16 protein-coding genes are annotated in these 25916 nt (G+C 70.9%); 10 read left to right on the forward strand and 6 right to left on the reverse strand.

Going from position 1 to position 25916, the window contains the following annotated elements; translation table 11 throughout:
* Window positions 1–7: 7 nt before the first annotated feature.
* Window positions 8–1873, reverse strand: a complete 1866-nt coding sequence (locus ACFZAX_RS10940; RefSeq protein WP_390960742.1) for a serine hydrolase — start codon at window positions 1871–1873, stop codon at window positions 8–10.
* A gap of 229 nt (window positions 1874–2102) precedes the next feature.
* On the opposite strand from ACFZAX_RS10940, the gene ACFZAX_RS10945 reads away from it, so the two are divergent.
* The 5 genes from ACFZAX_RS10945 to ACFZAX_RS10965 all read left to right on the forward strand — a co-directional run bounded on the left by ACFZAX_RS10945 (window position 2103) and on the right by ACFZAX_RS10965 (window position 6423).
* Complete coding sequence (locus ACFZAX_RS10945) at window positions 2103–3629, forward strand: fatty acyl-CoA synthetase (RefSeq protein WP_390960743.1); 1527 nt, start codon at window positions 2103–2105, stop codon at window positions 3627–3629.
* A gap of 228 nt (window positions 3630–3857) precedes the next feature.
* Window positions 3858–4205, forward strand: coding sequence for a DUF805 domain-containing protein (locus ACFZAX_RS10950; protein WP_390960744.1), 348 nt, complete (start codon window positions 3858–3860; stop codon window positions 4203–4205).
* A 134-nt stretch (window positions 4206–4339) separates the two neighbouring features.
* A complete protein-coding gene (locus ACFZAX_RS10955; RefSeq protein ID WP_390960746.1) occupies window positions 4340–4735 on the forward strand; it encodes an ACT domain-containing protein in 396 nt (131 codons plus the stop codon).
* Between the two features lie 107 nt (window positions 4736–4842).
* Window positions 4843–5343 (forward strand): hypothetical protein, encoded by a 501-nt coding sequence (locus ACFZAX_RS10960; protein WP_390960747.1) that lies wholly within the window; start codon window positions 4843–4845, stop codon window positions 5341–5343.
* Window positions 5344–5832: 489 nt separating this feature from the next.
* Window positions 5833–6423 (forward strand): hypothetical protein, encoded by a 591-nt coding sequence (locus ACFZAX_RS10965; protein WP_390960748.1) that lies wholly within the window; start codon window positions 5833–5835, stop codon window positions 6421–6423.
* A gap of 12 nt (window positions 6424–6435) precedes the next feature.
* Here the strand turns inward: ACFZAX_RS10965 and ACFZAX_RS10970 are convergent, their stop codons facing one another.
* From ACFZAX_RS10970 to ACFZAX_RS10980, 3 genes are all read right to left on the reverse strand, one after another.
* Complete coding sequence (locus ACFZAX_RS10970; RefSeq protein ID WP_390960749.1) at window positions 6436–7515, reverse strand: WxL protein peptidoglycan domain-containing protein; 1080 nt, start codon at window positions 7513–7515, stop codon at window positions 6436–6438.
* 78 nt (window positions 7516–7593) lie between these two features.
* Window positions 7594–9570 carry a fibronectin type III domain-containing protein gene (locus ACFZAX_RS10975; protein WP_390960751.1) on the reverse strand — a complete coding sequence of 659 codons (1977 nt, stop codon included), beginning with the start codon at window positions 9568–9570 and terminating at the stop codon, window positions 7594–7596.
* Window positions 9571–9697: 127 nt separating this feature from the next.
* Complete coding sequence (locus ACFZAX_RS10980; protein WP_390960752.1) at window positions 9698–10909, reverse strand: HupE/UreJ family protein; 1212 nt, start codon at window positions 10907–10909, stop codon at window positions 9698–9700.
* A 234-nt stretch (window positions 10910–11143) separates the two neighbouring features.
* Between ACFZAX_RS10980 and ACFZAX_RS10985 the strand changes: the two genes are divergently transcribed.
* The 3 genes from ACFZAX_RS10985 to ACFZAX_RS10995 all read left to right on the forward strand — a co-directional run bounded on the left by ACFZAX_RS10985 (window position 11144) and on the right by ACFZAX_RS10995 (window position 18840).
* Window positions 11144–11818, forward strand: a complete 675-nt coding sequence (locus tag ACFZAX_RS10985) for a hypothetical protein (RefSeq protein WP_390960753.1) — start codon at window positions 11144–11146, stop codon at window positions 11816–11818.
* A gap of 570 nt (window positions 11819–12388) precedes the next feature.
* Entirely contained in the window at window positions 12389–18547 is a 6159-nt protein-coding gene (locus tag ACFZAX_RS10990) for a DNRLRE domain-containing protein (RefSeq protein ID WP_390960754.1), read from the forward strand.
* A gap of 2 nt (window positions 18548–18549) precedes the next feature.
* On the forward strand, window positions 18550–18840 hold the full coding sequence (locus ACFZAX_RS10995; RefSeq protein WP_390960755.1) for a hypothetical protein: 291 nt from the start codon (window positions 18550–18552) through the stop codon (window positions 18838–18840).
* Window positions 18841–18927: 87 nt separating this feature from the next.
* Here ACFZAX_RS10995 and ACFZAX_RS11000 read toward each other — a convergent pair whose 3' ends face one another.
* Window positions 18928–21174, reverse strand: a complete 2247-nt coding sequence (locus ACFZAX_RS11000) for a germacradienol/geosmin synthase (RefSeq protein ID WP_390960756.1) — start codon at window positions 21172–21174, stop codon at window positions 18928–18930.
* Window positions 21175–21526: 352 nt separating this feature from the next.
* Here ACFZAX_RS11000 and ACFZAX_RS11005 point away from each other — a divergent pair, with 352 nt between their 5' ends.
* Window positions 21527–22849, forward strand: coding sequence for an N-acetylmuramoyl-L-alanine amidase (locus ACFZAX_RS11005; protein ID WP_390960757.1), 1323 nt, complete (start codon window positions 21527–21529; stop codon window positions 22847–22849).
* Window positions 22850–22993: 144 nt separating this feature from the next.
* Here ACFZAX_RS11005 and ACFZAX_RS11010 read toward each other — a convergent pair whose 3' ends face one another.
* Window positions 22994–24133 (reverse strand): phosphotransferase, encoded by a 1140-nt coding sequence (locus tag ACFZAX_RS11010; protein WP_390960758.1) that lies wholly within the window; start codon window positions 24131–24133, stop codon window positions 22994–22996.
* A 232-nt stretch (window positions 24134–24365) separates the two neighbouring features.
* Here ACFZAX_RS11010 and ACFZAX_RS11015 point away from each other — a divergent pair, with 232 nt between their 5' ends.
* A complete protein-coding gene (locus tag ACFZAX_RS11015; protein WP_390960759.1) occupies window positions 24366–25856 on the forward strand; it encodes a hypothetical protein in 1491 nt (496 codons plus the stop codon).
* Window positions 25857–25916: the final 60 nt, after the last annotated feature.

Genomic DNA, 25916 nt, shown 5'->3' on the forward strand with positions numbered 1-25916 from the left:
TCGCCGCTCAGTCCGCCGAAGGGGCCCAGCCGATCGCCGCGACGCGGGCCGCGTCGGCCGGACGGGCCTCGTCGAACAGCACCCGGCCCGCGTCCCTCACCCGGATCGCGTCGGTGTACACCCCGCGCCCCACGTAGAGCTTGTCCGTCGTGTACCGCCAGCGCAGCAGGATCTCCTGACCGCGCCAGGCGCCGAGACCGGCGCTGACGGCGTGCCAGACCCGCCCGGACCAGCCCGACACCGCCCCCGTCGGATGTGCGGCCGGCGTGCCGGGCGTCCCGGGGGCCGCGGGCACGGTGGAGAACGGAACAGGCTGCCATCCGGCGCCCGCATCGGTCGACACCTCCAGGTACAGCGCGTCCGAGTCGGGCTCGGTGTCCCACCAGAGCGAGCACTCCAGCCGGGCCCGGTCGGAGACGGGGCGCAGGGCGGGCAGCGTCAGCAGGGCGCTGGCGGAACTCGCCATTCCCGAGAACCACGCCGTGCGCCCGTGCGCCGGGCGGACCGCGACGGCACGCGCCATCCGGTCGGCGGTGGCGACGCGCGGAGCGCTGCCCGAGCGCCAACTGCGCACGGGGTGGACGGAGTTGCCGAGCACGATCAGGAAGGAGTCGGTCGTCGGGTCGATCACCAGGCTGGTCCCGGTGAACCCGGTGTGGCCCGCCGTGCGGGGGGTGGCCATCGCGCCCATGTACCAGTGCTGGTGGAGTTCGAATCCCAGCCCGTGCGCGTCGCCGGGGAACGCGGTGTTGAAGTCGGTGAACATCAGCCCGACCGACTCCTCGGAGAGGATGCGGGCCCGCCCGTAGCTTCCGCCGTTGAGCAGCGTACGGGCGAGGATCGCCAGGTCCCAGGCGCGGGAGAAGACGCCCGCGTGCCCGGCGACCCCGCCCAGGGAGTACGCGTTCTCGTCGTGCACCTCGCCCCGGACGAGCCCCCGGTCCAGCCCTGACCACGGCAGCCGGGCGTCCTCGGTGGCCGCGATGTCCGGCAGCCAGGACGCGGGCGGGTTGTAGCGGGTACGACGCATCCCGAGAGGCCCGGTGATCTCGTCCCGGAGCAGCACGTCGAGCGTCCGGCCGGTGATCTTCTCCAGGATCAGCTGGAGCGAGATCAGGTTGAGGTCGGAGTAGAGGTATGCCGTACCCGGGGCGTCGAGGAGCGTTTCGTCCCAGAGGAGCTGGAGCTTTCCCTCCCGGGTCGGTGCCTTGTAGAGGGGGATCCAGGACCGGAAGCCCGAGGTGTGGGTCAGCAGTTGACGCACGGTCACGTCACCCTTGCCGCCGCCTGCGAACTCGGGAAGGTACGAGGCGACCGGGGCCTCCAGCGTGAGCCGGCCGCGCTCGATCTGCTGCACCGCCAGGATCGAGGTGAAGAGCTTGGACACGGAGGCCAGGTCGAAGACGGTGTCCTCGGTCATCGGTACCTGCTGGTCGGCCGGGAACTCCACGCCGGTGTCGGTCTTCTCGTCGTACGCCGCGTAGCGGACCGCCATTCCGATCGGACGGTGCAGCGCGACCGTGCCGCCGCGCGCCGCGAGCAGGACCGCCCCGGCGTACCACGGGTGGCTGGGTGAGTCCTCCAGATAGGTCCTGGCCACGTCGACGAGCGCGCTCAGCTCCTCCTCGATCAGCCCGGCCCGCCCGGCGGAGCCGCGGCGCAGAGTGGGCCGCTCCGTCGCTGCCGCCATACCGGCTCCCGTTCCCGCCCGTGGGCCCCGGGCCTCCGCGCCGGAGGCCCCCGTTCCGGGCTCGGCGCCCACGGCCACACCCGCGAGGGGGAGCGGCGCCAGGACGAGTGCCCCGCCGAGGGCGAGTATCCCGCCGCCCAGCCTCCGCCGGCCGATCCCGAAATCCTTCATGTCCCCGGTCATGCGTGACCCCTCTCGGTCCCTGTCCGACACTCGCGTGAAAGTAACTTCCGAAAATGCGTCCGATCATGAAACTTGTTGCCGAGGGAGAGGGTACTGTCGCCGCCGCCGTTCCGTACGGGGTTGCGCACAGCCGTCATTGACGTGCTGTCAGGACGTGGGGCGGCAACGTCCTCTCCCGGTATCCGCGCCACCCTTGACCGGCGGCTCCGGCGCGCACAGGATTCCGGCCATGACAGGTGTACGCAGCAGTACGGTCGACGGCGTCCTGACCCGCAGCGCCCGGCGCACTCCCGGGCGCATCGCGCTCCGGTACGCCGACCGGTCGTGGACCTACGCGGAGCTGGACGCCGCCGTCAGTACCGCCGCCGCCGTCCTGACCGGCGAGCACGGACTGCGGCGCGGCGACCGGGTCGCCACCTACGCGCACAACTCCGACGTCTACCCGATCGCCTATCTCGCCTGCGCCCGCGCCGGTCTCGTCCACGTACCGGTCAACCAGAACCTCACGGGCGACGACCTGAGCCACGTGCTCGGCGACTGCGGAAGCTCCCTCGTCCTCGCCGACCCGGACCTGGTGGACCGCGTCCCCGCCGGACACGAAGTGCGGACGCTGCGCGACGCCACGGGTTCCCTGCTCGACGCCCTCGCCGCCCCCCGCCCGTTCACTCCCGAGCGTGCCGTGGGCGCCGACGACCTCGTGCAGCTGCTCTACACCTCGGGGACCACCGCCCTGCCGAAGGGCGCGATGATGACGCACGGGGCGCTCGTGCACGAGTACGTCAGCGCCGTCACCGCACTCGGCCTCGGCGCGGCCGACCGGCCCCTGCACTCACTGCCGCTCTACCACTCCGCGCAGATGCACGTCTTCCTGCTGCCCTACCTCGCGGTCGGAGCGGAGAACACCGTCCTGGACGCCCCGGACCCGGGCCGGATCTTCGACCTCGTCGAGGCGGGCCGGGCCGACAGCCTCTTCGCCCCGCCCACCGTGTGGATCTCTCTCGCCAACCATCCGGAGTTCGCCACCCGGGACCTCGGCGCCCTGCGCAAGGCGTTCTACGGGGCGTCGATCATGCCGGTGCCCGTACTGGAACGGCTCCGCGCGAGGCTGCCCGGCCTCGCTTTCCACAACTGTTTCGGCCAGAGCGAGATCGGGCCGCTCGCCCTCGTCCTCGGCCCCGACGAGCACGAGGGCCGGATGGACTCCTGCGGCCGGCCCGTCCTCTTCGTGGAGGCGCGGGTGGTCGACGAGGGCGGTGCGGAGGTTCCGGACGGCACCGCCGGTGAAATCGTCTACCGCTCACCGCAGTTGTGCCAGGGCTACTGGGGGCGGCCGAAGGAGACCGAAGAGACGTTCCGGGACGGCTGGTTCCACTCCGGCGACCTCGCGGTGCGCGACACGGACGGCTACTTCACCGTCGTCGACCGGCTGAAGGACGTCATCAACTCCGGCGGAGTCCTCATCGCCTCCCGCCAGGTGGAGGACGCCCTCTACACCCGTCCCGAGGTGGCCGAGACCGCCGTCGTCGGACTGCCCGACGAGCGCTGGATCGAGGCCGTCACGGCCGTGGTCGTGCTGCGCGACGGCGCCGACGCCTCGGAAGCGACCGCCGCCGCGCTGATCGCCCACGTCCGCGAGGAACTCGCTCCCTTCAAGGCCCCGAAGAGAGTCGTCTTCGTGAAGGACCTGCCGCGCAACGCCAGTGGCAAGATCCTCAAGAGGGAGCTCCGCGAACGGTACGCGCGGGGCGCGGAATGAGCGTGCGGCGGGCATGCGCCGCGCACCTCCGCCGACGGGTGCATTGAACCCAAATGTCCTTGGATCAGGGGTGGTTAGGCATCGAACGGGCCACGGTCCGGCGTCAGGTGTGTGTACCTTTTCGCTGAGCCCGGAACTGCCTTGACCCGCACCTCGCCCGTGGCCTACTTTTCGGCCTGCTCGGCTGAAAAGTAGGGGCCTCCACGGGGGGCCAGGGGAGGGATCGTTGTGAACTGGTACCTGGACGTACTCAAGAACTACGTGGGCTTCAGCGGACGTGCGCGCCGCAAGGAGTTCTGGATGTTCGTGCTCTTCAACTTCATCGTCGCCGTCGTGCTGTCCATCATCGGCCAGGTCATCGGCTCGCAGTTCCTGTACTACATATACGTGCTCGCGGTGATCCTCCCGAGCCTGGCGGTCGGCGTGCGCCGCCTGCACGACACCGGCCGTTCGGGCTGGTGGTACTTCATCGGCCTCGTGCCGCTGGTCGGCGGGATCATCCTGCTCGTCTTCTTCGCGTCCGAGGGCAAGGCCGAGGCCAACGAGCACGGTCCCAACCCGAAGTACGCGGCCTGACCGCTCGCTCCGCACACCGGAGCGGCACCGACATCCCGGAGGCCGGGACGGCAGCGCATGCCGTCCCGGCCTCCGGCCGTGCGACGGTCCCGAGCGGGGCGGCGGCCCCGCCACCGCCGACCTACCATGACCCCATGACCGGCGAGCGAGACCTCCGCACCCTCCTGAAGACCCTGCGCCCCGAGCTGAACGAAGGCCGGTACGTCTTCACCAGCGTCCGCCGGGACGCCGTACCCGTCGGCGTCTCGCCCGTCGTCACGGTCATGGAGCCGGAGGGGCTGACCCTCGTCCTGTCCGAGTACGAGGCCAGACGGGCCGGCCTCAGCCACGTTTTCGTGGCGGGCTGGATCACTCTGCGGGTCCACTCCGCGCTCGACGCGGTGGGGCTCACCGCCGCCGTCAGCCTGGCGTTGACGGACGCGGGCATCAGCTGCAACGTGGTCGCCGGATACCACCACGACCACCTCTTCGTCCCGTACGAGCGGGCCGCCGAAGCCGTCACCGTACTGGAGACGCTCGCGGCCGAATAACCGCCCGGGGCGCCCTCCGGGGCCCCGACGGCGGAGCCCCGGCCGTGGTGTCCACGCCCGCCCGGGCCCGGCTCCGCGGCGTGAGCCGGGCCACGTAACATGGCTCCATGTCCTTCCTCCGCCGTCGCAGCGCCGCCACTCCCGCCGGCCCGGACTTCGATGTCCTCGCCATGGACCCGGGGGACTGGCCCGGGAACCTCGGAGCCGGTCTGCTGCCCGCGCCCGACGGCACCTGCCAGGGCGTCTTCCTCCGGTACGACCTCTACGGAGGCCGCGGTCCGGCCATGATCATCGGGAACCTCCCGGAGGGCTCGCCCGCCCGCGAGACCGAAGAGGGCCAGGTCCCCTTCGAGGTCGCGCAGCTGCTCCTCGCCCTGGAGAACGACGAACCGGTGGAGGTCACCTCCACCGAGGACGTCCCCGTGATGCAGGGCGACAACCTGCTGATCGTGCGCCGTGTCAAGCTCTCCGAGACCCGCGTCGCCTGCGTGCAGTTCGACCGCAGCGACGGCGTCCTCGTCACGATCGCCAGCTGGGACCGTCCGATCACCGACGACCTCTACGCGCTCCTCAAGCCGCTGCCCGCGGAACTCTTCCAGCAGGGCTGACCGCGCTCTCCCCAGCGGGCTGAAACGTCCCTGCGGCCCACGGAGAAGTCCGTGGGCCGCAGGGACGTCCAGTTTGTCGGAGGAGTCCCGCGATGAGCCGGCGTGAGGGCCGTGCGGCGCGTCGGACGGCCCTCACGGCCGTGCGGGTGCGTCGGACGGCTCAAGCGCAGCCAGAAGTGCCCTGAAGACCTTGCAATCACGCCCGGCTCGCGCCGGCTCATGGTGATTGGCGTGGACCGGCACATCGGGTGATCCGGGTGGCCCGAGCAAGACTCTCAGCGGTCTTCTGAGGGGTGTCCCGCAATGCGTGGTGGATCAGTGTGCGGCGTCGGATGCGGTGCATCGCACGGCGGAGGGGCGTCCGCATACTGATGTATGCGGACGTTCCGACAACGCGGCGAAGTGCCGTAGCTGTCGTCGCGCACCCGCCAGGAATCGCGGGACGACCTTGGGATCGACGACTTCGAGCTCTTCTACGCCCGCCGCGCCGTGGACCGCTTCCGGACGCTGCTGGGCCGCCAAGGCCTCCTCGACCTCCTGGCCGCGGACATCGAGGAGGGAAACGCCGTCCTGCGCGAGAGCGCACGCACCTCCGGCGGCGCCTTCAAGGGGGGTACCACCGTGCTCGCGACGAAGGGGCTGACCTCGGGTGAGTTCCTGTCCTGGATGGACAAGGCGTTCGCGGGGGACGAGCGCGTGCTCCTCGCGGCGCACCCCGAGCACTACGTGATGGGCACCGACGAGACCGGCGCGCGCGTGGTGGAGAACATCGGGCCGTACGTCGCCGACTTCTCCATGGGCGGCTGGGGCACCGACGCGCTGGCCTGGGCCAAGGATGCGGACGAGCTCCTCCCGGAGTCGGAGTTTCCGCGCAAGATGTCCTCGAACCTCTTCCTGGCCGACGGCACGGTCGTCGGGCGGGCGCTGATCCAGTTCGGCGACACGGCCGACGGCTTCACCGCGAACCTGACGGTCTACTTCCCCGTCACGTGCACGGACGAGGTCCTCGACCACCACCTGCGGCACTACGCCGTGGAGTTCCGGAACTGGATCGTCGCCGCCGCGGCCGCGCGCGCCTGACACCCCGGGCGGTCAGGCCTGGTGCCCGGCCTTCTCCCGCAGAGCGCGGTCCACCGCCTCGCGCACCCGCTCGTCCGCCAGCCGCTCGCGGCGGGCCCGCCGGCGCCGGGTCAGGACGACCGTCGCGGCGCCTCCGGCCAGGACCAGGACCACGAGCAGGGTCAGGGTCCACGGGACCGCCCAGCTGTGGGCCGTGGCCCGGACCGGCTTGAGCGCGGTGGTCGAGCCGGCCGCGTCGGTGAGGACCGGGGTGACGGTGACGGTGGCGGCGAGCCGGTACGCGGGAGTGACGCCGTGAACCGGGACCGTCACCTTCCAGCGTTCGCCCGGCAGCAGCTCCGGCGGCGCGGCGACGGCGCCGGCATCGGTGCTGAACGTGCCGAACGGGCCCGTGACGGCGACCTTCTGGGTCCCGGAGAGCACCGCGTTGCCCGTGTTGTGGAGGCTGTACGTCACCGTTGCGTCGCCCTGGGCGAACCCGGCGGAGCCGTCGTACGAGAGGTGCACGTCCTCGACCGCGAGCGCCGGTCGCAGGGCCCCGCTGACCCGCAGCCCGACACGGATGCCCAGGCGCCGGTCCACGGCGATGCCCTCCGCCTCGTCGGGCTGCTTCAGCGAGGTGAGGATGCCGCCCACGTAGTCGCCCGGAGTGGCGTCCGCCGGGACCGTGACCGTGAACGGGATCTCGGCGCTCCTGCCCGGGGCCACCGTGACGGTCTCGCGCGCGGCACGCACCCAGGCACCGATGGAACGGGACTTCTTCTCCCGGGTCAGCAGGTCCAGCTGTCCCTTCTCGGTGGTGAAGCCGTCTGCGGTGTAGACCGCGAGCGTCAGCGCGGTGGTGCCGTGGTTGGCGACGACCATCGCGTCCTTCGTCCTCCCGCCCGGGTTCACGCTGTAGCCGAAGCTCGACCGGTCGGATCCGAAGGCGTTGGCTGCCGTCCGGACCGTCCAGGTGACGTCGCCGTCGTCGGCCGCCCGGGCCGGAGCGGTGGAGACAGCCGCCAGTGCCAGCACCGTGAACAGGACGAGGGCGCCGGCACGGACCAGGCCGGCGGGGAGGGTACGGCGGGATGGTGCCACTGCGTGCATCTCGGGGTCTCTCTCGGATGAGGAGGTGGGGCAGTATCCGGCGGACCGGAGCCTGCCCCACCGGTGGAGCGGGATCGGTCAGCTGCTCAGCGCGGTGATCGTGAGGGTCGCGCGGTAGCCGCCCTTCTGCACGCTGTCCGGGATCTTGAGATCCAGGTCGGCGCCCAGCTTGGAGGTGCCGCGCGCGTGGCCCTGCTCCGCGGAGCCGAGACCGCGGGAGACGGCCAGACCGTCACCCTGGTCGTCGTACCCGGAGGCGACCGGCGAACCGGCCTGGGCGCCCGCGCCCTGGTCGAGCACGTACGGCGTCCAGCCGAGGTAGGAGCCTGCGAACGTCTTGCCGGCGTCCTTGAACGCGCTCACGTTGGCCGAGACCGACCACGGGGAGAGCGAGCGGCGGGTGTCCGACACGAGGATCGGGTTGATCTTGCCGGAGGCGGTGAAGTGGTCACCGTTCTCCTCCTTGGCAGTGCCGAGGTCCACCAGGCCGTTGTAGCCGTCGATGGTCCAGCCGAACTCGCCCGGCGCCGCGTTGGGCACGTTGACCTGGAGCGACTGGCCGTCACCGTTGTACGGGTGGACGCTCACCTTGTCGACGACCGAGCCGACCGGCTGCGCGGCGTCGGTGTTGTTGCACCAGTCGCCGTGCGAGACCTCGGAGTTGGGAGCGGCGCAGGTGCCGCTGCGGATGTTCTCCACGACGAGCTTCTCGTCCCGCACCTGGACCTTGACGTAACTGCGGACGTGCTCCTGGTTCTGCACCGAGTTGTACCAGTAGTTGTCCGGGTCCAGCGGGTCGGCGCCGTTGCCCGCGCCGCTGGTGCCGCTCTTGTCGGGCGCGGAGATGTCGTAGTACTTCGACCCCGAGGCGGAGTTGGCGGTGACGTACAGGACGCCGCCGGGACCCGGGTAGACGTCGGCCGCGCCCGGCTGCTCCTTCGGATCGGCCTTCTGGCCGTTCTTGATGAGGTAGCTGCGGGAGTAACTGTGGTCGTGGCCCTGGAGGACCAGGTCGACGCCGAGCTTGGAGAACGTGGTCGGGAAGTCGACCCGACGGGCCTTGTTGTCCCCGTCCTTGGCGTGCGAGGCCGGCGAGTAGATCGAGTGGTGGTAGACGAGCACCTTCCACTTGGCCTCGGAGCCGTGCTGGTCGATGACGTCCGTGACGTACTTGGTGTGCGCCTCGTCGCCGCCGCCGCCCTGCGAGGTGGCGTAGCTGTTGCTGTTCAGGTCGATGAACAGCACGTCCTTGTAGATGTACCAGTAGTCACCGCCCGAGGTGTTGGACGCGGGGTTGCCGTTGGCGTACTTCGAGGCCGAGTTGTCCGTGTTCGGCGTCGAGAAGTGCTGCTCGTACGCCTTTCCGCCGACGTCGTGGTTACCGATGGTGGCGGCGTACGGGACCTGGCGCAGCTGGTCGGGGGCGAGGAAGGACTTCCACTGGTCCTCGTTGTTGGCGCTCTCGATCTGGTCGCCGCCGGAGACGAGGAGTTCGGCGTCCGGGTTGGCCTTGGTGGCCACGTCCAGCGTGTCCGTCCACCCGGCCTGGTCCTGCGCCAGGTCGCCGGAGGAGCCGATCTGCGGGTCGCCGAGGAAGAGGAAGTCGTACGCGCCCTCGAAGTCCTGCGTCCTGAAGGAGTACGCCGTCGACCAGTTGCCCTCGCTGCCGACCCGGTAGGAGTAAGAGGTGTTCTCCTTCAGGCCGGTGATGGTGGCGTGGCGGTTGTAGCCGCCGCTGGTGGCGATGTTCGCCGCGCCCAGCGCGTCGAAGGTGACAGCCCCGGCGGGGAACTCGCCGCCGGTGAGCTCTGCCGTGGGGGCGAGCTGCACCTTCTGGGCGGTGTCGCCGGAGGAGTACCAGCTGACCGTGCGCTGGGTCTCGTTGGCGCCGACGCCCAGGACGATGCCGGTGAGGGCGGAGGCGTCGGCCGCGGAAGCGGGCGAGCCGACTCCACCCGCGAGGGCCACGGTCAGGCCGAGGAAGGCGGCGGTGGCACCGGTGGCCACGCGGGTCCGCACGGGGCCCCGGGCCTGGTGGGAAGCGTTCGATCTCATGAAGTGTCGTTTCTTCTGTGTGCATACGGTGCGTATGCAAGGGCGATCGACAAGGTGTCCGTGCCAGATGAACCAGAACTGAATGCGAGCTTGGTGAGGGTTGAACATCACCGCCCACGTGCGGTTTTCACGCACCGGCCACGCGTTGGACGAACCAGATGAGCCCCATGGCCGCCACGCCCGCGGAGATCACGCCGGTGGTCCACGCGGCGGCCCGCGGCGAGCGGCGCACGAGGAGCAGGAGCAGCGGGAACACCACGGCGATGATGCCGAGCTGGACCGCCTCGATGCCGATGTTGAACACCAGCAGGGACCACAGCAGGGTCCACGACCAGGCGGCCTCGATACCGAGTGCGCCCGCGAACCCCAGGCCGTGCACGAGACCGAAACAGAACACGACGCCGAGACGGGTCCAGCCCGCGCGGTCCAGGGCGAACCGGCCCTGGTCGGGCGTTCGGAGCTCCGAGAATCGGGCGCCGCGCCCCCTGACCCGCCACAGGTGCCAGCCGGCGACCACCGCGATGGAGAGCGCGATGACGGGCTCCACCAGACCGGCCGGTACGTGCACCAGCCCCAGCGCGGCCAGCAGGAACGTCACCGAGTGGGCCAGGGTGAAACTGGTTGCGGCGAGGACGACTTCGCGCGGACGCCGGGATCCGGCGATGAGCGCGAGCAGGAACAGGATGTGGTCGGTACCGGTCAGCAGATGCTCGGCGCCGAGCCGGAAGAACTCCCAGAAGCGCTGGGTCCAGGACTGGCTGATGGAGAAGGACGGATGCCCGGAGTCGAGCGCGGCGCTCCCGGAGCGGCCCTCGACGTCGTAGGTGACGATCGTCTTGGTGCCCTTGACGTACCCCTCGGAGTCGGGGAAGAGCGTGCCGCGCACCTCGTGCTCGCCACCCCCGTCGTCGACGCAGCTCCAGTCGAGATCCAGCAGGGCGTACGGCACACCCTCTTCGGTGCCCATCCGGAACGCGCTCCCCGGCGTGGGCGTACAGGCTTCGGGGCCGGCGCTGACTGAGAAGTGCCGGGTGACGTAGGCGAGCACGGTCGTGCGGTGGGCTTCGAGCGCGGCGGCCTCGGCGCCGGGGCTCCCCGCTTCGAAGGCGTCGGTGCCCGCCCGGAAGAGGGGGTCGTCGTCACCGGCGTCGGCGGCCGAGACGACCAGCAGGTCGTACTCCAGTTTCAGTTCGGTGCGCAGCGGTCCGTCGCCGTCGGCGGTGACATGCGCGTACACGGTCGACGAGAAGCCGTGGGCGGCTGCGGGCCGGGTGAAGCAGAGCAGGAAGAGAACCGCCGTGGCGAGAGCGAGCAGCGGGCGGCGTACACGGTGGGGCATGGGGCTCCTTGAGGTTGCCCGTGCACCGTGCAGGCCGTGAATGAACCGAAAGCGGCCGGTCAGCGAAGTATGGGAAAACAAACGTTCGACGACGGTCGGTTTCATGGAGATCGGGTGTGCCGACGGCGCAGGATGAGGGAAAGCCGCCCCGAACCGGCCTGCCCGCACGCGCGTGCCCGCACAGTCACGCCGGCGTGCCGCCGGGGGAGGGCTCCCTACCGGAGGACGATCGTCTTGTACCGCCCGCTCCAGGCCGCCGCCGTGACCACCGCGGCCGCCCTCGCCCTGCTCGCCGGATGCGCCTCGGAAGCCGACTGGTCGCAGCCGCACCCGCGCCCCTCCGCGGTCGGCGCGCTCGGCGCGGGATTCATCGGCCCGGACGAGTCGCCCGCCCCGGAATCAACCGTCACGCCCGATCCCGGCTCGTGGTCCGGGGTGCGCCCCTCGGGCGGCGCCCGTGTGGTGCTTCTGACCGCGGGGCACGACCGGCCCACCAGTACTTTGGTGACCGCCGTCAAGAAGTGGGCGAAGGACGAGGACGTCGACCTGCGGACCGTGACCGCAGCCGGCACCGCCGACCTCCTCGCCGCCGTCCTCAGGGCGATGGACCTCCACCCCGACCTCGTCATCAGCGCGGGGAACAGCCTCGTCGACCCCCTTGCCACAGTCACCCCGAGCCACCTCGACCAGGAGTTCCTGGTCGTGGGTGCCGAACTCGCCGAACCCACCCACAACGTCACGGCGGTCGACTGGACGGGCGCGTCCTTCCGGGGCGAAGGGCTCGGCATGTCCTCGGAGTACGACGCCGCCTCCTTCACCGCCGCCCGATGTGCGGCGGCCGTCCGCGCCGGAACGGCGGCGGTGCTGTCGGGGCACACCGGCATCGTGGTGTGGCTCGACGAGTTCTGAGCTGACGTCCGCCGCTCCGGGCCGGGCAGGCCGGGGCGGCCGAGACCACCGGACACCGCACCGACGACGCGTCAGAACACGTGCCGGAACAGGCGGTTGCGAAGGTTCGAAGCGGCCTGCGTGACGGTGGCCTCGGCGCCGGCCCCGCATCCGAGTGCTCCGGCGAGCCGCCCGAACGCGTGCCGCTCGGACGGCCTTTCCCTCGCGCGGTGCCGCCGTCCGGCACTGCGCGGCGGACCTCCGCAGGACAGGCGAGGGCTGCCCCTCGGTGAGGATGCCTGCCCGGTGGTGCGTGGCCGAAAAGCGGAGATGAGATCCGACTCCCCGGCGGGCAGGGGAAAGTTCACGTAAAGGAAGTGTGCATGTCGGGCCATGGGAGGGGATTTGGTAAAGACCGACGAGGGTGTTTGGTCCGATTGATCTTACTGGCCGTGAACTTCGCCGCGTTCGGTCTCAAGAGCAGGCAAAGAACGTGCCGGAAGATGTGATCTTGCTCATAGCGGATGCGTGCAACGATCCAGCTTCCCCGCCCGCTGAGGGTGGGGCACGTTCATGAGCCGAAGGACCTTGATGAGACACCACCACCGGCCCCGTGCCGGTCTGTTCGGCGTGCGCTCTTCCGCCCCACCGAAGCGGACGTGGCTGCGCCCGACCGCAGTCACCGCGTCCGCGCTGCTCGCCCTGCAAGCGGCGACCCTGGTTTCACTGAGCTCCGGCAACGCCTTCGCCGTACAGCCGGCCTCCGCGTCCCCGTCGGCCGGCACGGAATCCGCGCAGGAGCCCGCGGCCGCGACCGGCGCCGACTCGGAGGCGTCGGCCCTGCTGACGGCCCGTCTGCGGGGGCACAGGATCGAGGTGCTGTCCGAGCGCACGGACAGGTCCACGACCTGGGCGTTGCCCTCCGGTCAGCTCCAGACCGAGACCTACGCCGGACCGACGCGCGTCCAGCGGGACGGTCAGTGGCGTGACATCGACACGTCCCTGACGGACACGGGTGCCGATCTCGCGCCGAAGACCGCGGCGGCCGACGTCACGGTCTCCGACGGCGGCGACACGAACCTCGCCTCCGTCTCCAAGGGCCCCGCGACCTTCGGCCTCGGCTGGCAGGACCGGCTGCCGGCACCGGACGTCAAGGACGACACCGCCTCGTACGACTTGGGGTCCGGGCAGACGTTGAGGGTCTCCGCCCTCGCCCAGGGCTTCTCCGAGGACATCGTCCTCGACAAGCGCCCCGCCACCGCCGACGAGGCGGTCTCCTACCGGATTCCGCTGCGTCTGGACGGCCTCAAGCTCTCACAGGCGACTTCCGGCCACCTGTTGCTCAAGAGCGACGACGGCAAACTGGTGGCCGAGGCGCCGGCACCGATGATGTGGGACTCCAGCAAGAACTCCGCTTCCGGAGAGTCGGACAACGTCCACAGGGTCGCGTCGAAGATCGAGACGGCCGCCGACGGATCGCAGTCGCTGGTGCTGACCCCCGACGCCGGCTTCCTGGCCGACGCGGAGTACCCCGTCACCGTCGACCCGACATCCACGCTCGCGGTGACCACGGACACCTGGGTGCAGAACCCGGACTACACCGACTCCCAGGTCTCCTCCGAGGAGCTGAAGTCGGGGACGTACGACGGCGGCACGGACACGGCCCGCTCGTACCTCCAGTTCGACGTGTCCCGCTTCAAGGGCAAGCACATCACCGACACCAACCTCGCGCTGTACTCGTACTACTCCGCGTCCTGTTCCACAGCGGGCGCCGGTACGCAGGTGCGCCAGGTGACGTCCTCCTGGAGCTCGTCGAGCGTCACCTGGGGAGCCCAGCCCTCGACCACGACCACGGGCGCGGTGACCAACAAGGCGGCGCTGGGCTGGTCCTCCGACTGCCCCGGCGGCACGATGAACTTCGACATCGACGCCATCGTGCAGTCCTGGGCGGCCGGCAGCGCCAACTACGGCCTGCAGATCCGCGGCGCGGACGAGAAGGACTCGCTGACCTGGCGGCGCTTCCGGTCGGCGAACTACGTTTCGGGTGACAACACGGTCGAGCCGCACCTGACCGTCACCTACAACTCGTACCCGGCCGTGCCGACCGCGACGGCCATCACGCCGTCGCAGGTCAACGCCTACAACGGCAGCCGCTACGTGACCTCGCTGACCCCCACCCTGTCGGCGACCGTGACCGACCCGGACGGCTCCGCCACCAAGGCCCAGTTCGAGATCACGGCGGACCCTGCCTCCGCGGACACCACCTACACCTACACCGGTACCAGCGCCTCGGTGGCCTCGGGCTCGACCGCGAAGCTGGCCGTCCCGGCGGCGAACGCCTTCCCGGCCGGTACGCACCTGCGCTACCGGGTCCGCGCGTACGACGGCACCGACTACGGTTCGTGGACCGGCTACACCGCGTTCGTGCTCAACACGGCCAAGCCCGTGGCCCCGACCATCTCCTGCGACACCTACGCGCAGAACGGCTGGACGGCGCGCGCGGCGTCGGCGGTGTCCTGCACGATCGACACCACCTCGACCGACGGGGCGGGCTACGACTGGGGCCTGGACGACGCCTCGGCTCCGAACAAGAAGCTCGACACCACCAACGGATCCGGCGGGGACGCACAGACCGTCAGCATCGCTCCGGCGGACGGCTGGCACACGCTGTACGCCCGGACGTTCGACTCCGGCGGCAACTTCTCCACGGCCACCACGGCGTACAGCTTCGGTGTCGGTACGGACGGTGCCGCAATCCTGTCCCCGCGCGACGGTGACACCACCGCACGGCGCCTGACTCTGGCGACCCGTGGCCTGACTTCGTACACCGGGGCCACGTGGCAGTACCGCCGCGGTGAGACGGACGCGTGGCACACCGTGCCGGCCGCCGACGTCGCCGCCTCCGGCAACGCGGTGGCCGGCTGGCCGGTGCCCGTGACCGGCGGCACCGCCGCCGAGCTCGTCTGGAACGTGGTGAAAACCCTCCCCGAGGATGGTGTGATCCAGCTGCGGGCCGCTCTGACCGACGGCTCCACCACCGGTTACTCGCAGACCGTCGAAGCCACTCTGGACCGTGACGCCGGCACCGCGCCGACCGCCGCGGTCGGCCCCGGCACGGTCAACGAACTCACCGGCGACTACACGCTGACCGCCACGGACGCCGCGGCGTTCGCGGTCGATGCCGAACGCACCTTCTCCTCACGCGCCAACGGCAACGACACCGAGGGACAGGCCCAGATATTCGGACCGGGCTGGGTCTCCTCGGTCTCGGCCGAGTCGAGCGCGTACACACAGCTGCGCAAGACGTCCGCCACCTCGGTCGAACTGCTGTCGGGCGATGGCGGCTCGGTCGCCTTCACGGCGACCTCCGGCGGCGGATGGAAGCCGCAGGACGACTCAGCCGACCTGAAGCTGACCGGTAGCACGACCGGAACGTCGTTCACCCTCACCGACACCGACGCCAACACCACGGTGTTCGCGAAGGCCGCCGGCCAGGTGCCGACCTGGTCCCTCTCGTCCTCCGCCTCGGCGGTCGTCGACAGCACCGTCACCGTTGCCTCGGAGACGGTCGCGTCCGGCAGCACCACGCTGGCACGTCCGAAGTACGTCATCTCGCCGACCGGTGCGGTCAAGGCCGCCACCTGCCAGGCGGCCCCGGCGACGAAGGGCTGCCGGGTACTGGAATTCGTCTACGCGAGCTCCACCACCGCCACGTCGAGCGCACCGGGCGACCGCGCGGGCCAGGTCTCGGCGCTGCGGTTGTGGGCCACCGGCCCGGGTGCGTCCGCCGCCACGGCGGAGACCGTCGCCTCGTACGCGTACGACGCGAACGGGCGCCTGGCGCAGGTCTGGGACCCGCGGGTCAGCCCCGCGCTGAAGACCGCATACACCTACGACACCGACGGTCGCGTCAGCACCCTCACCCCGCCGGGTGAACTGCCCTGGAGGTTCACCTACGGCAGCGCCGGCTCCGCGTCCACCGCGGGTGCGGGCATGCTGCTGAAGGCGTCCCGCGCGGCTCTGACCGAGGGCAGCGCGCACACCACGTCCGGCACGGCGACCACCACGGTCGTCTACGACGTGCCGCTGTCCGGCGCCAATGCTCCGCACCAGATGGGCGCCGCCACGGTCGCGACCTGGGGACAGAGCGAGGCACCGACGGACGCCACGGCCGTCTTCCCGGCCGACTCCGTCCCGTCCTCCAGCGTCGGTGGCGAGCTGACCTCGTCCTCCTACGACCGGGCGGCCGTCACGTACATCGACGCCGCCGGGGCGGAGATCGACTCCGCGAGCCCGGGCGGGGCCATCACCACCACCGAGCACGACGTGTTCGGCAACGTCACGTTCCAGCTCTCCGCGGCCAACCGTGAGCTGGCCCTGAGCAGTTCCTCCGACGAACTGACCGGGTTGGGTCTCGCGGACCTGTCCACCGCCGACCGCGCCGGCCGGCTGGCCACCGTCGCCGAGTACTCGGCCGACGGCACCCACGTCGACGCGATCGACGGGCCGCTGCACCAGGTCACCCTCGTCAAGGAGCTCACCGGCTCCACCAGCGAGTCGACCCTGGCCGCAGGCTCGGTCGTCCCCGCCCGTACCCGCACCACCTTCACCTACGACGAGAACCGGCCGGCCGGCGCGGCCGTCTCCGGCCTGCTCACCTCCAAGGTGACCGGCGCCGCCATCGCCGGCTACGCCGGTGCCGGTGCCGACAGCAGCACGGCGACCTATGTCTACGACTGGGCGACCGGTCAGCAGAAGTCCGCCACCGGCGACCCGGACACCGACGTGGTCTCCACCTACGACAGCGTCGGCCGGGTGGCCACCACCCGCACGGCGGGCTCGACGGGCTCCGACGCGGACGCGCTGAACTACACCTACTACAGCGCCACCGCGACCGGCACGTGCGCGTCCGCGCAGTGGGACGGGCTGCTCTGCCGCACGGCTCCCGCCGCGGCGATCACCGCCGGCGCCGGAAACCCGTCCGAAGCGGTCACCACCGTCTACACCTACGACCGCTGGGGCCGGACCGCCACGAAGACCGAGACCGCGAACGGCGTGAGCCGTACGACCACCACCACGGTGGACGGCGCGGGCCGCGTCGTGGGCACCGCCGTCACCGGCGGCACGGGCACGGCCGTCGCGCCCACGACCCTGACGTACGACCAGGGAACGGGCCGTGTCGTGAAGCAGACGTCCGACGGGAAGGCGACGGTCCAGGGCTACGACGACCTGGGCCGGCAGATCTCCTACGACGACGGTTCGGGCAACGTCGCGACCACCAGGTACGACATCCTCGACCGCCCCGCCGGGCGCACCGACTCGGCCCCCTCCTCGGTGTCGTACGCCTACGACACCGCCGGTGACCTGTCGGCGCTGACCGACTCCGTCGCGGGCTCGTTCTCCGGCACCTACGACGCGGACGGCACCCTGACCTCGGAGGCCCTGCCCGGCGGCTACACGCTGACCGTGGACACGGACCCGACGGGCCAGACCACGGCCCGCACGTACACGACGTCGGACGGGACCACGGTCGCGTCCGACACCGCCGGATACACGGTGGACGGCCGCCGCGCCGGCCACACGCAGACCGACGGCACCACCGTCCGGTCGGACTACGCCTACGACGGTTCCGGGCGTCTGGTCCGCGCCTCGGACACGGCCGCGACCGGGTGCACGACCCGTGCGTACACCTTCGACGCGAACAGCAACCGCACGGCCCTCACGACGTCCTCGGACGCCTGCGACGGCAGCGACGCCTCCACGGCGACCGCGACCTACTCCTACGACTCGTCCGATCGCCTCGTGAACAGCGGCTACGCCTACGACGCATTCGGCCGGACCTCCACCAGCGGCAGCACGGCGCTGACCTACTACACCGACGACCTGGTCGCTTCCACGACCGACGGCGCCGGCCGCACCACCTGGTCGCGGGACGCCCTCGGACGCCTCGCCGTCCAGACCGCCTCGTCCCAGGCATCCGACGGCACGTGGAGCGCCGGCACCACGACGACCAGCCACTACGGCGACGCCTCGGACAGCCCGTCCTGGAGCGTCTCGGGGTCCACGGTCGCCCGTTACGTGCACGACCTCACCGGGGCGTTCGCGGCGGCCACCACCGCATCGGGCGACGTGGTCCTCCAGGCGTCCGACCTGCACGGCAACGTCACCGTGCAGCAGCCGCTGGACACCTCCGCGGCCTCGACCGTGCGGCACTACGACGAGTACGGCAACGTCCTCGCGGACTCGTCGCGCGGCGAAGGGTACGGCTGGCTCGGCGCCCAGCAGCGAGCGAGCACCGGCGGCCTCACTCTGATGGGCGTCCGGCTGTACGACGCCACCACCGGTCGCTTCCTGAGCCGGGACGGTGTGTACGGCGGCAGTTCCAACGCCTACGACTACTGTTCCGGCAATCCGGTCACCTGCCTCGACCTCGGCGGTCTCAGCAAGCACAACTACAACAAGCACGGCTGGCACTGGTGGGGTTATGAGATGGACATGACCAACGCCCGCGGCTGGAAGGTGGTCAACCGGTTCAACCAGCGCGCGGCGACGACCGCCGTGATCGCCGCGATGATCGGCCTCTACGCCTGGGCGACGGGCGTGGGGGCGCTGGCGGCCGCACTCGGTGGCGTCGTCTCCGCGTACTACTGGTGGCTCAGCTCCAAGCTGCAGACGACGCTGTACAACCACCCCCACCGAGGAGTGAAGCTCAAGATCAAGTTCGGCTACCCCAACGTGACCAAGGAGTGACCATGGACAAAGCTGTGGACTACGCCGTCTTCGCGCTGGGCTGCCTCCTCGTCGTGACCGGAGCCGTCTCGACCGCCCTCGGCTGGGCGCCCTCGTGGCTGCGGCACATCGACCGGCCCCGGCTGTTCGGCGCATGGGCGCTGCTTCTGGGAGCGTTCTGCGTCACCCAGCTGCCGGCGCTGCGCGACGGGCTGACGCGCATCGGCTCCGCCGCGGCCGACGCCCGTGGCCTGCTGCTGCTCGCCTCCGCGGCGGCGCTTCTGCTCGGGCTCCGGAGAGCCTCGGGCCGGTAGCCGGTAGCGAAAAGCTAGAAGCGGATCAGGGTGCCCCTCCGTCCGGAGGGGCACCCTTCCGCGTTCCACGTGCGGTCCGGACAGCCGCTATGCCCGCACGCCCATCGCCCCCGCCGCCAGCGACGCCAGCCGCGCCGCCGAGGTGCCGAGCCCGGTCGGACCCGTCAGCAGGCCCTGCGGCGGGCGGGCGGCGTTCTCCCGGCGCAGGTCCTCCTCGCGGTAGCGGCGGCAGCCCCGGTGCCAGATCAGAATGCCCGCCAACCAGTGCCGGAGCTCCTGAACATAGCCCGCGAGCACCTCCCGGGACTCCGCGTCCAGAGCGAAGTCGTCGTACAGAAGCGGCAGTTCCACCTCGGCGACATGCTCGAACTGCCGCAGGCGTCCGTTCATCAGGTCGTGGACGACCGCCACCCCGGTCGGATAGTCGACGCCGAAGAAGTTCTGCACGACCAGGACCCCGTTGTGCACCTCGCCCTCGTACTCGATCTCCTTCTGGTACGAGAACAGGTCGTTGAGGAGGGCCGCGTAGTCCGCGGCCGCGTTCTCCAGCGACCGCATCGGACCGCTCCGGTAGATCTCCGGCGGCACCTTCTTCCCGTGCGCCAGCCGGCACAGGGCCATCGTGAGGTCCGACCCGAAGGTCATGCGGCGCATCTCGATGTAGTCCACCGGGTCGGGAATGCGGTTCTGCGCCTGGTTCGCCAGCTCCCACAGCCAGCTCTCCGTCATCGACACGACCGCGTACCGGAAGGACCGCCGCCCCTCCTCGTCCAGCGGCCCGGCGGTCCGCCGCCACAAGTCCCCGAGTCCGCGCTCCAGCGCGTTCACCGGCTCCGGCACGCCCGTGGCCGAGCAGTCCAGCGGCATGAAGAGCGACAGCCGCTCGTTGGCCAGCCGCGCCCCGGCCAGGTCGCGGGTGCGCCCGTGCACCACCGGGAACCAGTCGTCGCCGTACGTGCCCCACGCCAGCCAGGCCGAGGAGAGGTCCAACTCCTCGGGTGAGGCGTCCGGATGGATGCCGGCCGCGCAGAGCGGGAGGTCGATCGCGAGGATCCGGTCCTCGTCCCAGATGTGCGAGCCGGGCACCCCCGGCTGCTCCTCCAGGATCCCCATCCGGCGCGCCCAGTCGACGACCCGCACCCGCGCCCCGTCCAGATGGGGGCTGAGCGTGGTTCCGAACGGCAGTCGGATGTCGGGCAGCAGGGAGGGGCCGACCCGCTGGTGCGGCACATGGCTGTGCCCCCGCAGCCGGGCCGCCTCCGAGCGGGGGGTGAAGCGGATCGACGCGGCCGCCATGCCGAACGAGCCCGTCATCCCCAGACGGCCCGAAGTCGCCACGCCGCCACCGTCGTTCATGTAGCGGCTGGAGCGCAGATGCCACTCGTGGCCCCCGGACTGCCAGTCCTGGAGCCCCTTCACGTAGGCGAGGACGGCGGCGGCCTCCGCCGGATCCAGCCCCTTGCTCGCGCAGAGCGGGCCGAGTTCGGTCAGGGCCGTGTTCTCGAACTGCTGGAGCCGGGAGGTGAGCAGGTCGTTGACGGCCTCGGCCGCCTCCTGCGTCGAGCAGCCGAGAAACTTCTCCAGCACCAGCACCCCGTTGCTGTTCTCGCCCTCGTCCTCCACCTCGCGCTGGTAGGAGAAGAGATCGTTGCGCAGATGGACGCCGTCGGAGAAGGCGTCGCGCAGGACCCGCAGGGCCCGGGCATCGGCCACCGCCTCGGGAACCTCGGCGTTCGCCGCGTACTCCACGAGCCCGGCCGACCAGGGGGCTCCTCCCACCTTGCGGCGCATCTCGATGTACTCGACCGGGTTGGCGATCCGGCCCTCGTTGATGTTGGCGAGCTCCCACAAGGACTCGTTGAGCAGGTTCTCCGTCGCCTCGGCGAACCGCGCCCGCCACGCGTCCGACATGCTCGGCACCGTCCGCGCCCACAGATCCGCAAGCCCCGCCTCGACCGGGTTGACCGGCTCCGGAGTCGGGGCCCCCCGCTCCATCGGCATGAAGGCGGGCAACCGTTCGAGGTAACGTTTCGCGCCCTCCCGGTCCGGGGTGCGCTTGAACAGCTCCAGGAAGTGGTCGTCGAAGAAGAAGACCCACACGTACCAGTCGGTGACCAGGGACAGGGCCTCGGACGAGCAGTCGGGGTGGGTGTACGCGCACAGCAGCGCGTAGTCGTGCGCGGCGAGGTCCTCCTCGTCCCAGATGCCGGAGCCCTCCAGCATCCCCATGCCGCGCGCCCACTCCTTGGTGTGGCGCCGCGCCTCCTCCAGGTGCGGGCTGAGCCGTGCCGGATACGGGACGTAGAAGTCCGGCAACGAGAAGGGCTGTGCCATGTGCGTCGGGCCTTTCCAGGAGACTCCGCGCGCCGTTCGCGCGGACCCGTTGTGCGCGCCAGCACTACCCTTCGACCATCTGGGCTACGCACGGCGGTCATAAGTCGCATAATCACGTCGGACTCTCCCCGGTGGAGTAAAACTCCGGTAACGGAACCCGTCACCCGCCCCGGGCGTTCCTGCCCGTCGCAGGTCACAGCGGCTGTCAGTGGTCTGCACCACTGGCTCGTCCGCCGCCCGGAAGAACGCTCTTGACGTGCCGTCACCTGCGGCCGGAGAGTGTGCCGCCACGACGGTACGAGAGATCGCCCCGCCCCACGGCACAGGAAGTCCCGCTCCCAGAAGGGTTGTCATGACGTCGAAGAAGAGGTCCAGGCTCGCGCTCGCGCTGGCCGCGGCCGGTACGCTGTGCGCCGCCCTGCTCGCCCCGGCCGCCCAGGCCGACGACGTGCGCCCCGAGTGCCCGCGCAGCCTCGCCTGCGACTGGGTACCGGCGGCCTACCAGCAGACCGGCGACCCGGCCGACAAGGCCGCGTACGGCAACTACGACACCGCGGACCGGCCGAAGAGCAATGCGATCAAGTTCATCGTGCTGCACGACACCGAAGTCGACTTCGACGGAACTCTCAGGATCTTCCAGAACCCGCTCAACAAGACGTCCGCCCACTACGTCGTCCGCTCCTCGGACGGGCACGTCACCCAGATGGTCAAGACCAAGGACATCGCCTGGCAGGCCGGCAACTGGTACGTCAACACCCACTCCATCGGCATCGAACAGGAGGGCTTCGCCGCCGACGGGGCCGCCTGGTACACCGACGCGATGTACCGCTCCACCGCCAGACTGGTCACTCACCTCGCCGAGCAGTACGACATCCCGCTCGACCGGCAGCACATCCTCGGCCACGACGGCGTCCCGCCCACCAGCGCCGCCGGGACGGCGAGCATGCACTGGGACCCGGGCCCCTACTGGGACTGGAACCGCTTCATGGCCCTCCTCGGCGTGAAGAGCCGGCCCTCCGGCCCGAAGAAGAGCGAACTCGTCACCGTCGCACCGGACTTCGAACAGAATCAACAGCAGTTCCGGGACTGCGAGAAGGGCGTGGACCTGCCGTTGCAGGGCAGCAGCGCCGTCCCGCTGCGGACCGCGCCCTCCGCCGACGCACCGCTATTCTCCGACCCCGGACTGCACCCGGACGGTGCGGCGGGCACCGACTGCGCCGCCGACTGGGGCAGCAAGATCAGCGCCGGCCAGCAGGCCGTCGTCGCCGAGCGGGTACCCGGCTGGACGGCGATCTGGTGGTACGGCCGGAAGGCATGGCTCAGCACTCCCGCCGGTACACGTGTCACCGTTCCCACGAAGGGCACCGTCGTCCGGCCGAAGGCGGGCCGGACCGAGGTCCCCGTCTACGGCGTCGCCTACCCGGACGCGGCCGACTACCCGGCCGGCTTCACGCCCCGCACCGGCTCCCCGCTCGTCTACACCATCAAGGCGGGGCAGGCGTTCCCGGGCGGCGGCGAGGCCCCGACGGGCTACTACTACGCGCCGACCATCGACGCCTCGACCCCGTACGACCACACGTACTTCGCCGGCGGACAGAAGTACCTGACCGTCCAGATCGGGCACCGGGTCGGGTTCGTGAAGGCGACCGACGTGGACGTGGTCCGCGCCGACTGACGGCGCGCTCCGGTCCGGGCGGACGTCCCGTCCGGACCGGAGCGCGCGCCCGCGGGCCGGTGTGTCGGCACCTCCCGCGAGCGCGCCCCCGCCTTGAGGCGTCCGGCGGATCAGGGCCGGGCGTCCCCCGGGCCCGCCCCGCGGTCAGCGCGTGCCGACGGCCGCCCGTACGGCCCGGCGGGCCATGGCGCAGTCGTCGTGCAGCCGGCGCAGCAGCAGCCGCTGCTCCTCGCCGGACGACAGGGTGCCCGGGCGGTCGTGCGACGCCCCCGCCGGGCCGGGCTCCCGCATGGTCCGCTGGACGGCGGTCTCGTAGGTACGGATCTCTCGTGTCAGCACCAGCATCAGATTGACCAGGAACGCGTCCCTCGCGTCCGCGCCGCGCGCCTGCGCCAGCTTGCTGATCTCACGGCGCGCCACCACCGCGTCCTGGCCCAGCACCGTCCAGAGCGTCGCCAGGTCGTACCCCGGGAGGTACCAGCCCGCGTGCTCCCAGTCCAGGAGAACCGGGCCGGTGGGCGACAGCAGGATGTTGGAGAGCAGCGCGTCCCCGTGGCAGAACTGGCCCATGCCCTGCCGGCCGCCCGCGACCGCGAGACCGTGCAGCAGCTTCTGCAGGTCGCCCAGGTCGCGATCGGTGAAGAGCCCCAGCTCGTGGTAGCGGGAGATCCGCGACGCGTAATCCAGCGGGGCGTCGAAGAGACCGGCCGGAGGCCGCCATTCGTTGACCCGGCGGATCGCACCGAGCACCTGGCGGACATCCGTGCGGGGAGGTGCCTCCAGGGGGTGGCGCGTCAGCGCCGCGACCCGTCCGGGCATCCGCTCGATCACCAGGGTGCAGTTCTCCGGGTCGGCCGCGATCAGCCGGGGCACCCTGACGGGAGGGCGGTGCCGGACGAACGAGCGGTAGGTCGCTATCTCGTGCCTGAACCGTTCGGTCCAGGCCGGTGAGTGGTCGAGTAAACACTTCGCCACCGCGGTCGTCCGTCCGGTCATGCCCACGATCAGCACGGAGCGACCGCTGCGCCGGAGAACCTGGACCGGGTTGAATTCGGGGCAGATGCGCTGCACGGAGGCGATGGCCATGCGGACCTGCGCACCCTGGGGACCCGACAAGTCGATTCTCCCGCTGAGCGGTTGGGTGCCCGGGCCCGCCGTCCGCCGAGCCCGGCCCAGGCCCGGTGCCGGGGAGCCGGAGAGGGGGGCGAGGTACGGTCCGCCTCCGGATCCCCTCGGTCGGAGCGGCCGGGGCGGAGCGGACACGGAGGACGATGCTGTGTACATGGGCGGGACAGATCCCTTCGTGCGCCGACAAGTTGCGTGCACCACCCCGGCCGGCGGCCGTCCGGCACCCTGGGGAGTACCGAGGGCTGCCGGGCGGGGTGGCGCACTCCTACCTGACACCGCAGGGCCCGTGGCAGTGCAGATAGCGTGCCCTGGCGAAGGGTGGCGAATATGCGCGCCGCATCTGACTCGGGGTTAGTGTGCAACTCAGCCGAGAACCTGGGGGCTTGACGTGACCGGAGAACCCAACACCCGTCTTTCCGATCTGTTCGGCATGGCCGGATGGTCGAAGGGCGAGCTCGCGAGGATGGTGAACCGGAAGGCAGCGGCCATGGGCCACTCCCAACTGGCGACCGACACCTCGCGCGTCAGGCGCTGGATCGACATGGGGGAGTCCCCGCGCGATCCCGTGCCGGAGGTGCTGGCGGCTCTGTTCACCGAGCGGCTCGGCCGTGTCGTGACCATCGAGGACCTCGGGTTCGGCCGACGCGGGCGCATGGGAAAACGGCGGGTCACAGGGAAGGAAGAGCATCCCGACGACGTTCCGTGGGCGCCCGAACGGACGGCGGCGGTCCTCACCGAATTCACGGGAATGGACCTCATGCTCAACCGACGCGGCCTGGTGAGCGCGGGCGTCGCGCTCGCCGCCGGCCCCACCCTCACCAGTGCTCTGAGCGACTGGCTGCACTCCGATCCCACCCCGGCGGCCGACGCGCCCCGGACCGGCACCCCCTTCCACGCGGACCCCGCGGGGTTCGACCGGTACGACAACGCCCCCATCGGCTCCGCCGAGGTCACCGCCCTGGAGAACGCGGTCGACATCTTCCGCAAGTGGGACGCCCAGCGTGGCGGCGGACTCCAGCGCAAGGCGGTGGTGGGCCAACTCAACGAGGTTGGAGGCCTGTTGGCGTACCGTCACCCCGCAGACCTCCAGCAACGTCTTTGGGGCGTCGCGGCCAACCTCGCCGTACTCGCCGGCTGGATGTCCCACGACGTCGGCCTCGAACCCACCGCCCAGAAGTACTTCGTCATCGCCGCGCACGCGGCACGCGAGGGCGGCGACCGGCCACGCGCCGGCGAGGCCCTGTCGCGGGCGGCACGCCAGATGGTCCACCTCGGGCGTCCGGACGAGGCACTCGATCTGATGAAGCTCGCCCACTCCGGGGCGGGTGAGGAGGCGCTGCCGCGCACCCGCGCCATGCTCCACACCATCGACGCCTGGGCGTACGCGTCGATGGGCCGCGGGCAGGCGATGCGCCGCTCCCTCGGTGAGGCCGAGGACCTGTTCGTCTCCGACCGGAACGACGAGGAGGCGCCGGGCTGGATGCAGATGTTCGACGAGGCCGATCTCTACGGCATGCAGGCGCTCGCGTTCCGCACGCTGGCCGACCACGACCCCTCGGCGGCAGCCCTCGCGCAGCAGCACGCCAAGAAGGCCCTCGGGATGCGTAACGACGGGCGTCAGCGTTCCAAGCTGTTCGACTTCATCTCGCTCGCGTCGGCGTGCTTCATCGCCGGTGACCCGGAGCAGGGGAACACCTACGCCCGGCGGGCCATGGTGTCGATGGGGGAGACCTCCTCGCACCGCACCTGGGACCGGCTGCAGCAGATGTACCGGCTCACCGCTCCGTACGCCGAGGACCCCGCGATCCGCGATCTGCGCGAGGAACTCGAACTCGTGATGCCCCGCGCCCCCGAGAAGGAGAAGGGAACCGAGGCCTGAAGCCGCACCGACCGGCCCGAACGCCTCGAAGGGTTTCGTCCCGCGCGGCACCACGCTGTC

This window comes from Streptomyces sp. NPDC008125 (assembly GCF_042957125.1).
GTDB lineage: Bacteria > Actinomycetota > Actinomycetes > Streptomycetales > Streptomycetaceae > Streptomyces.

Coding starts and splice junctions, on each gene's coding strand:
- ACFZAX_RS10940 (WP_390960742.1), bottom strand. CDS start 1,873: ATGACCGGGGACATGAAGGATTTCGGGATCGGCCGGCGGAGGCTGGGC.
- ACFZAX_RS10945 (WP_390960743.1), top strand. CDS start 2,103: ATGACAGGTGTACGCAGCAGTACGGTCGACGGCGTCCTGACCCGCAGC.
- ACFZAX_RS10955 (WP_390960746.1), top strand. CDS start 4,340: ATGACCGGCGAGCGAGACCTCCGCACCCTCCTGAAGACCCTGCGCCCC.
- ACFZAX_RS10960 (WP_390960747.1), top strand. CDS start 4,843: ATGTCCTTCCTCCGCCGTCGCAGCGCCGCCACTCCCGCCGGCCCGGAC.
- ACFZAX_RS10970 (WP_390960749.1), bottom strand. CDS start 7,515: ATGCACGCAGTGGCACCATCCCGCCGTACCCTCCCCGCCGGCCTGGTC.
- ACFZAX_RS10975 (WP_390960751.1), bottom strand. CDS start 9,570: ATGAGATCGAACGCTTCCCACCAGGCCCGGGGCCCCGTGCGGACCCGC.
- ACFZAX_RS10980 (WP_390960752.1), bottom strand. CDS start 10,909: ATGCCCCACCGTGTACGCCGCCCGCTGCTCGCTCTCGCCACGGCGGTT.
- ACFZAX_RS10990 (WP_390960754.1), top strand. CDS start 12,389: ATGAGACACCACCACCGGCCCCGTGCCGGTCTGTTCGGCGTGCGCTCT.
- ACFZAX_RS10995 (WP_390960755.1), top strand. CDS start 18,550: ATGGACAAAGCTGTGGACTACGCCGTCTTCGCGCTGGGCTGCCTCCTC.
- ACFZAX_RS11000 (WP_390960756.1), bottom strand. CDS start 21,174: ATGGCACAGCCCTTCTCGTTGCCGGACTTCTACGTCCCGTATCCGGCA.
- ACFZAX_RS11005 (WP_390960757.1), top strand. CDS start 21,527: ATGACGTCGAAGAAGAGGTCCAGGCTCGCGCTCGCGCTGGCCGCGGCC.
- ACFZAX_RS11010 (WP_390960758.1), bottom strand. CDS start 24,133: ATGTACACAGCATCGTCCTCCGTGTCCGCTCCGCCCCGGCCGCTCCGA.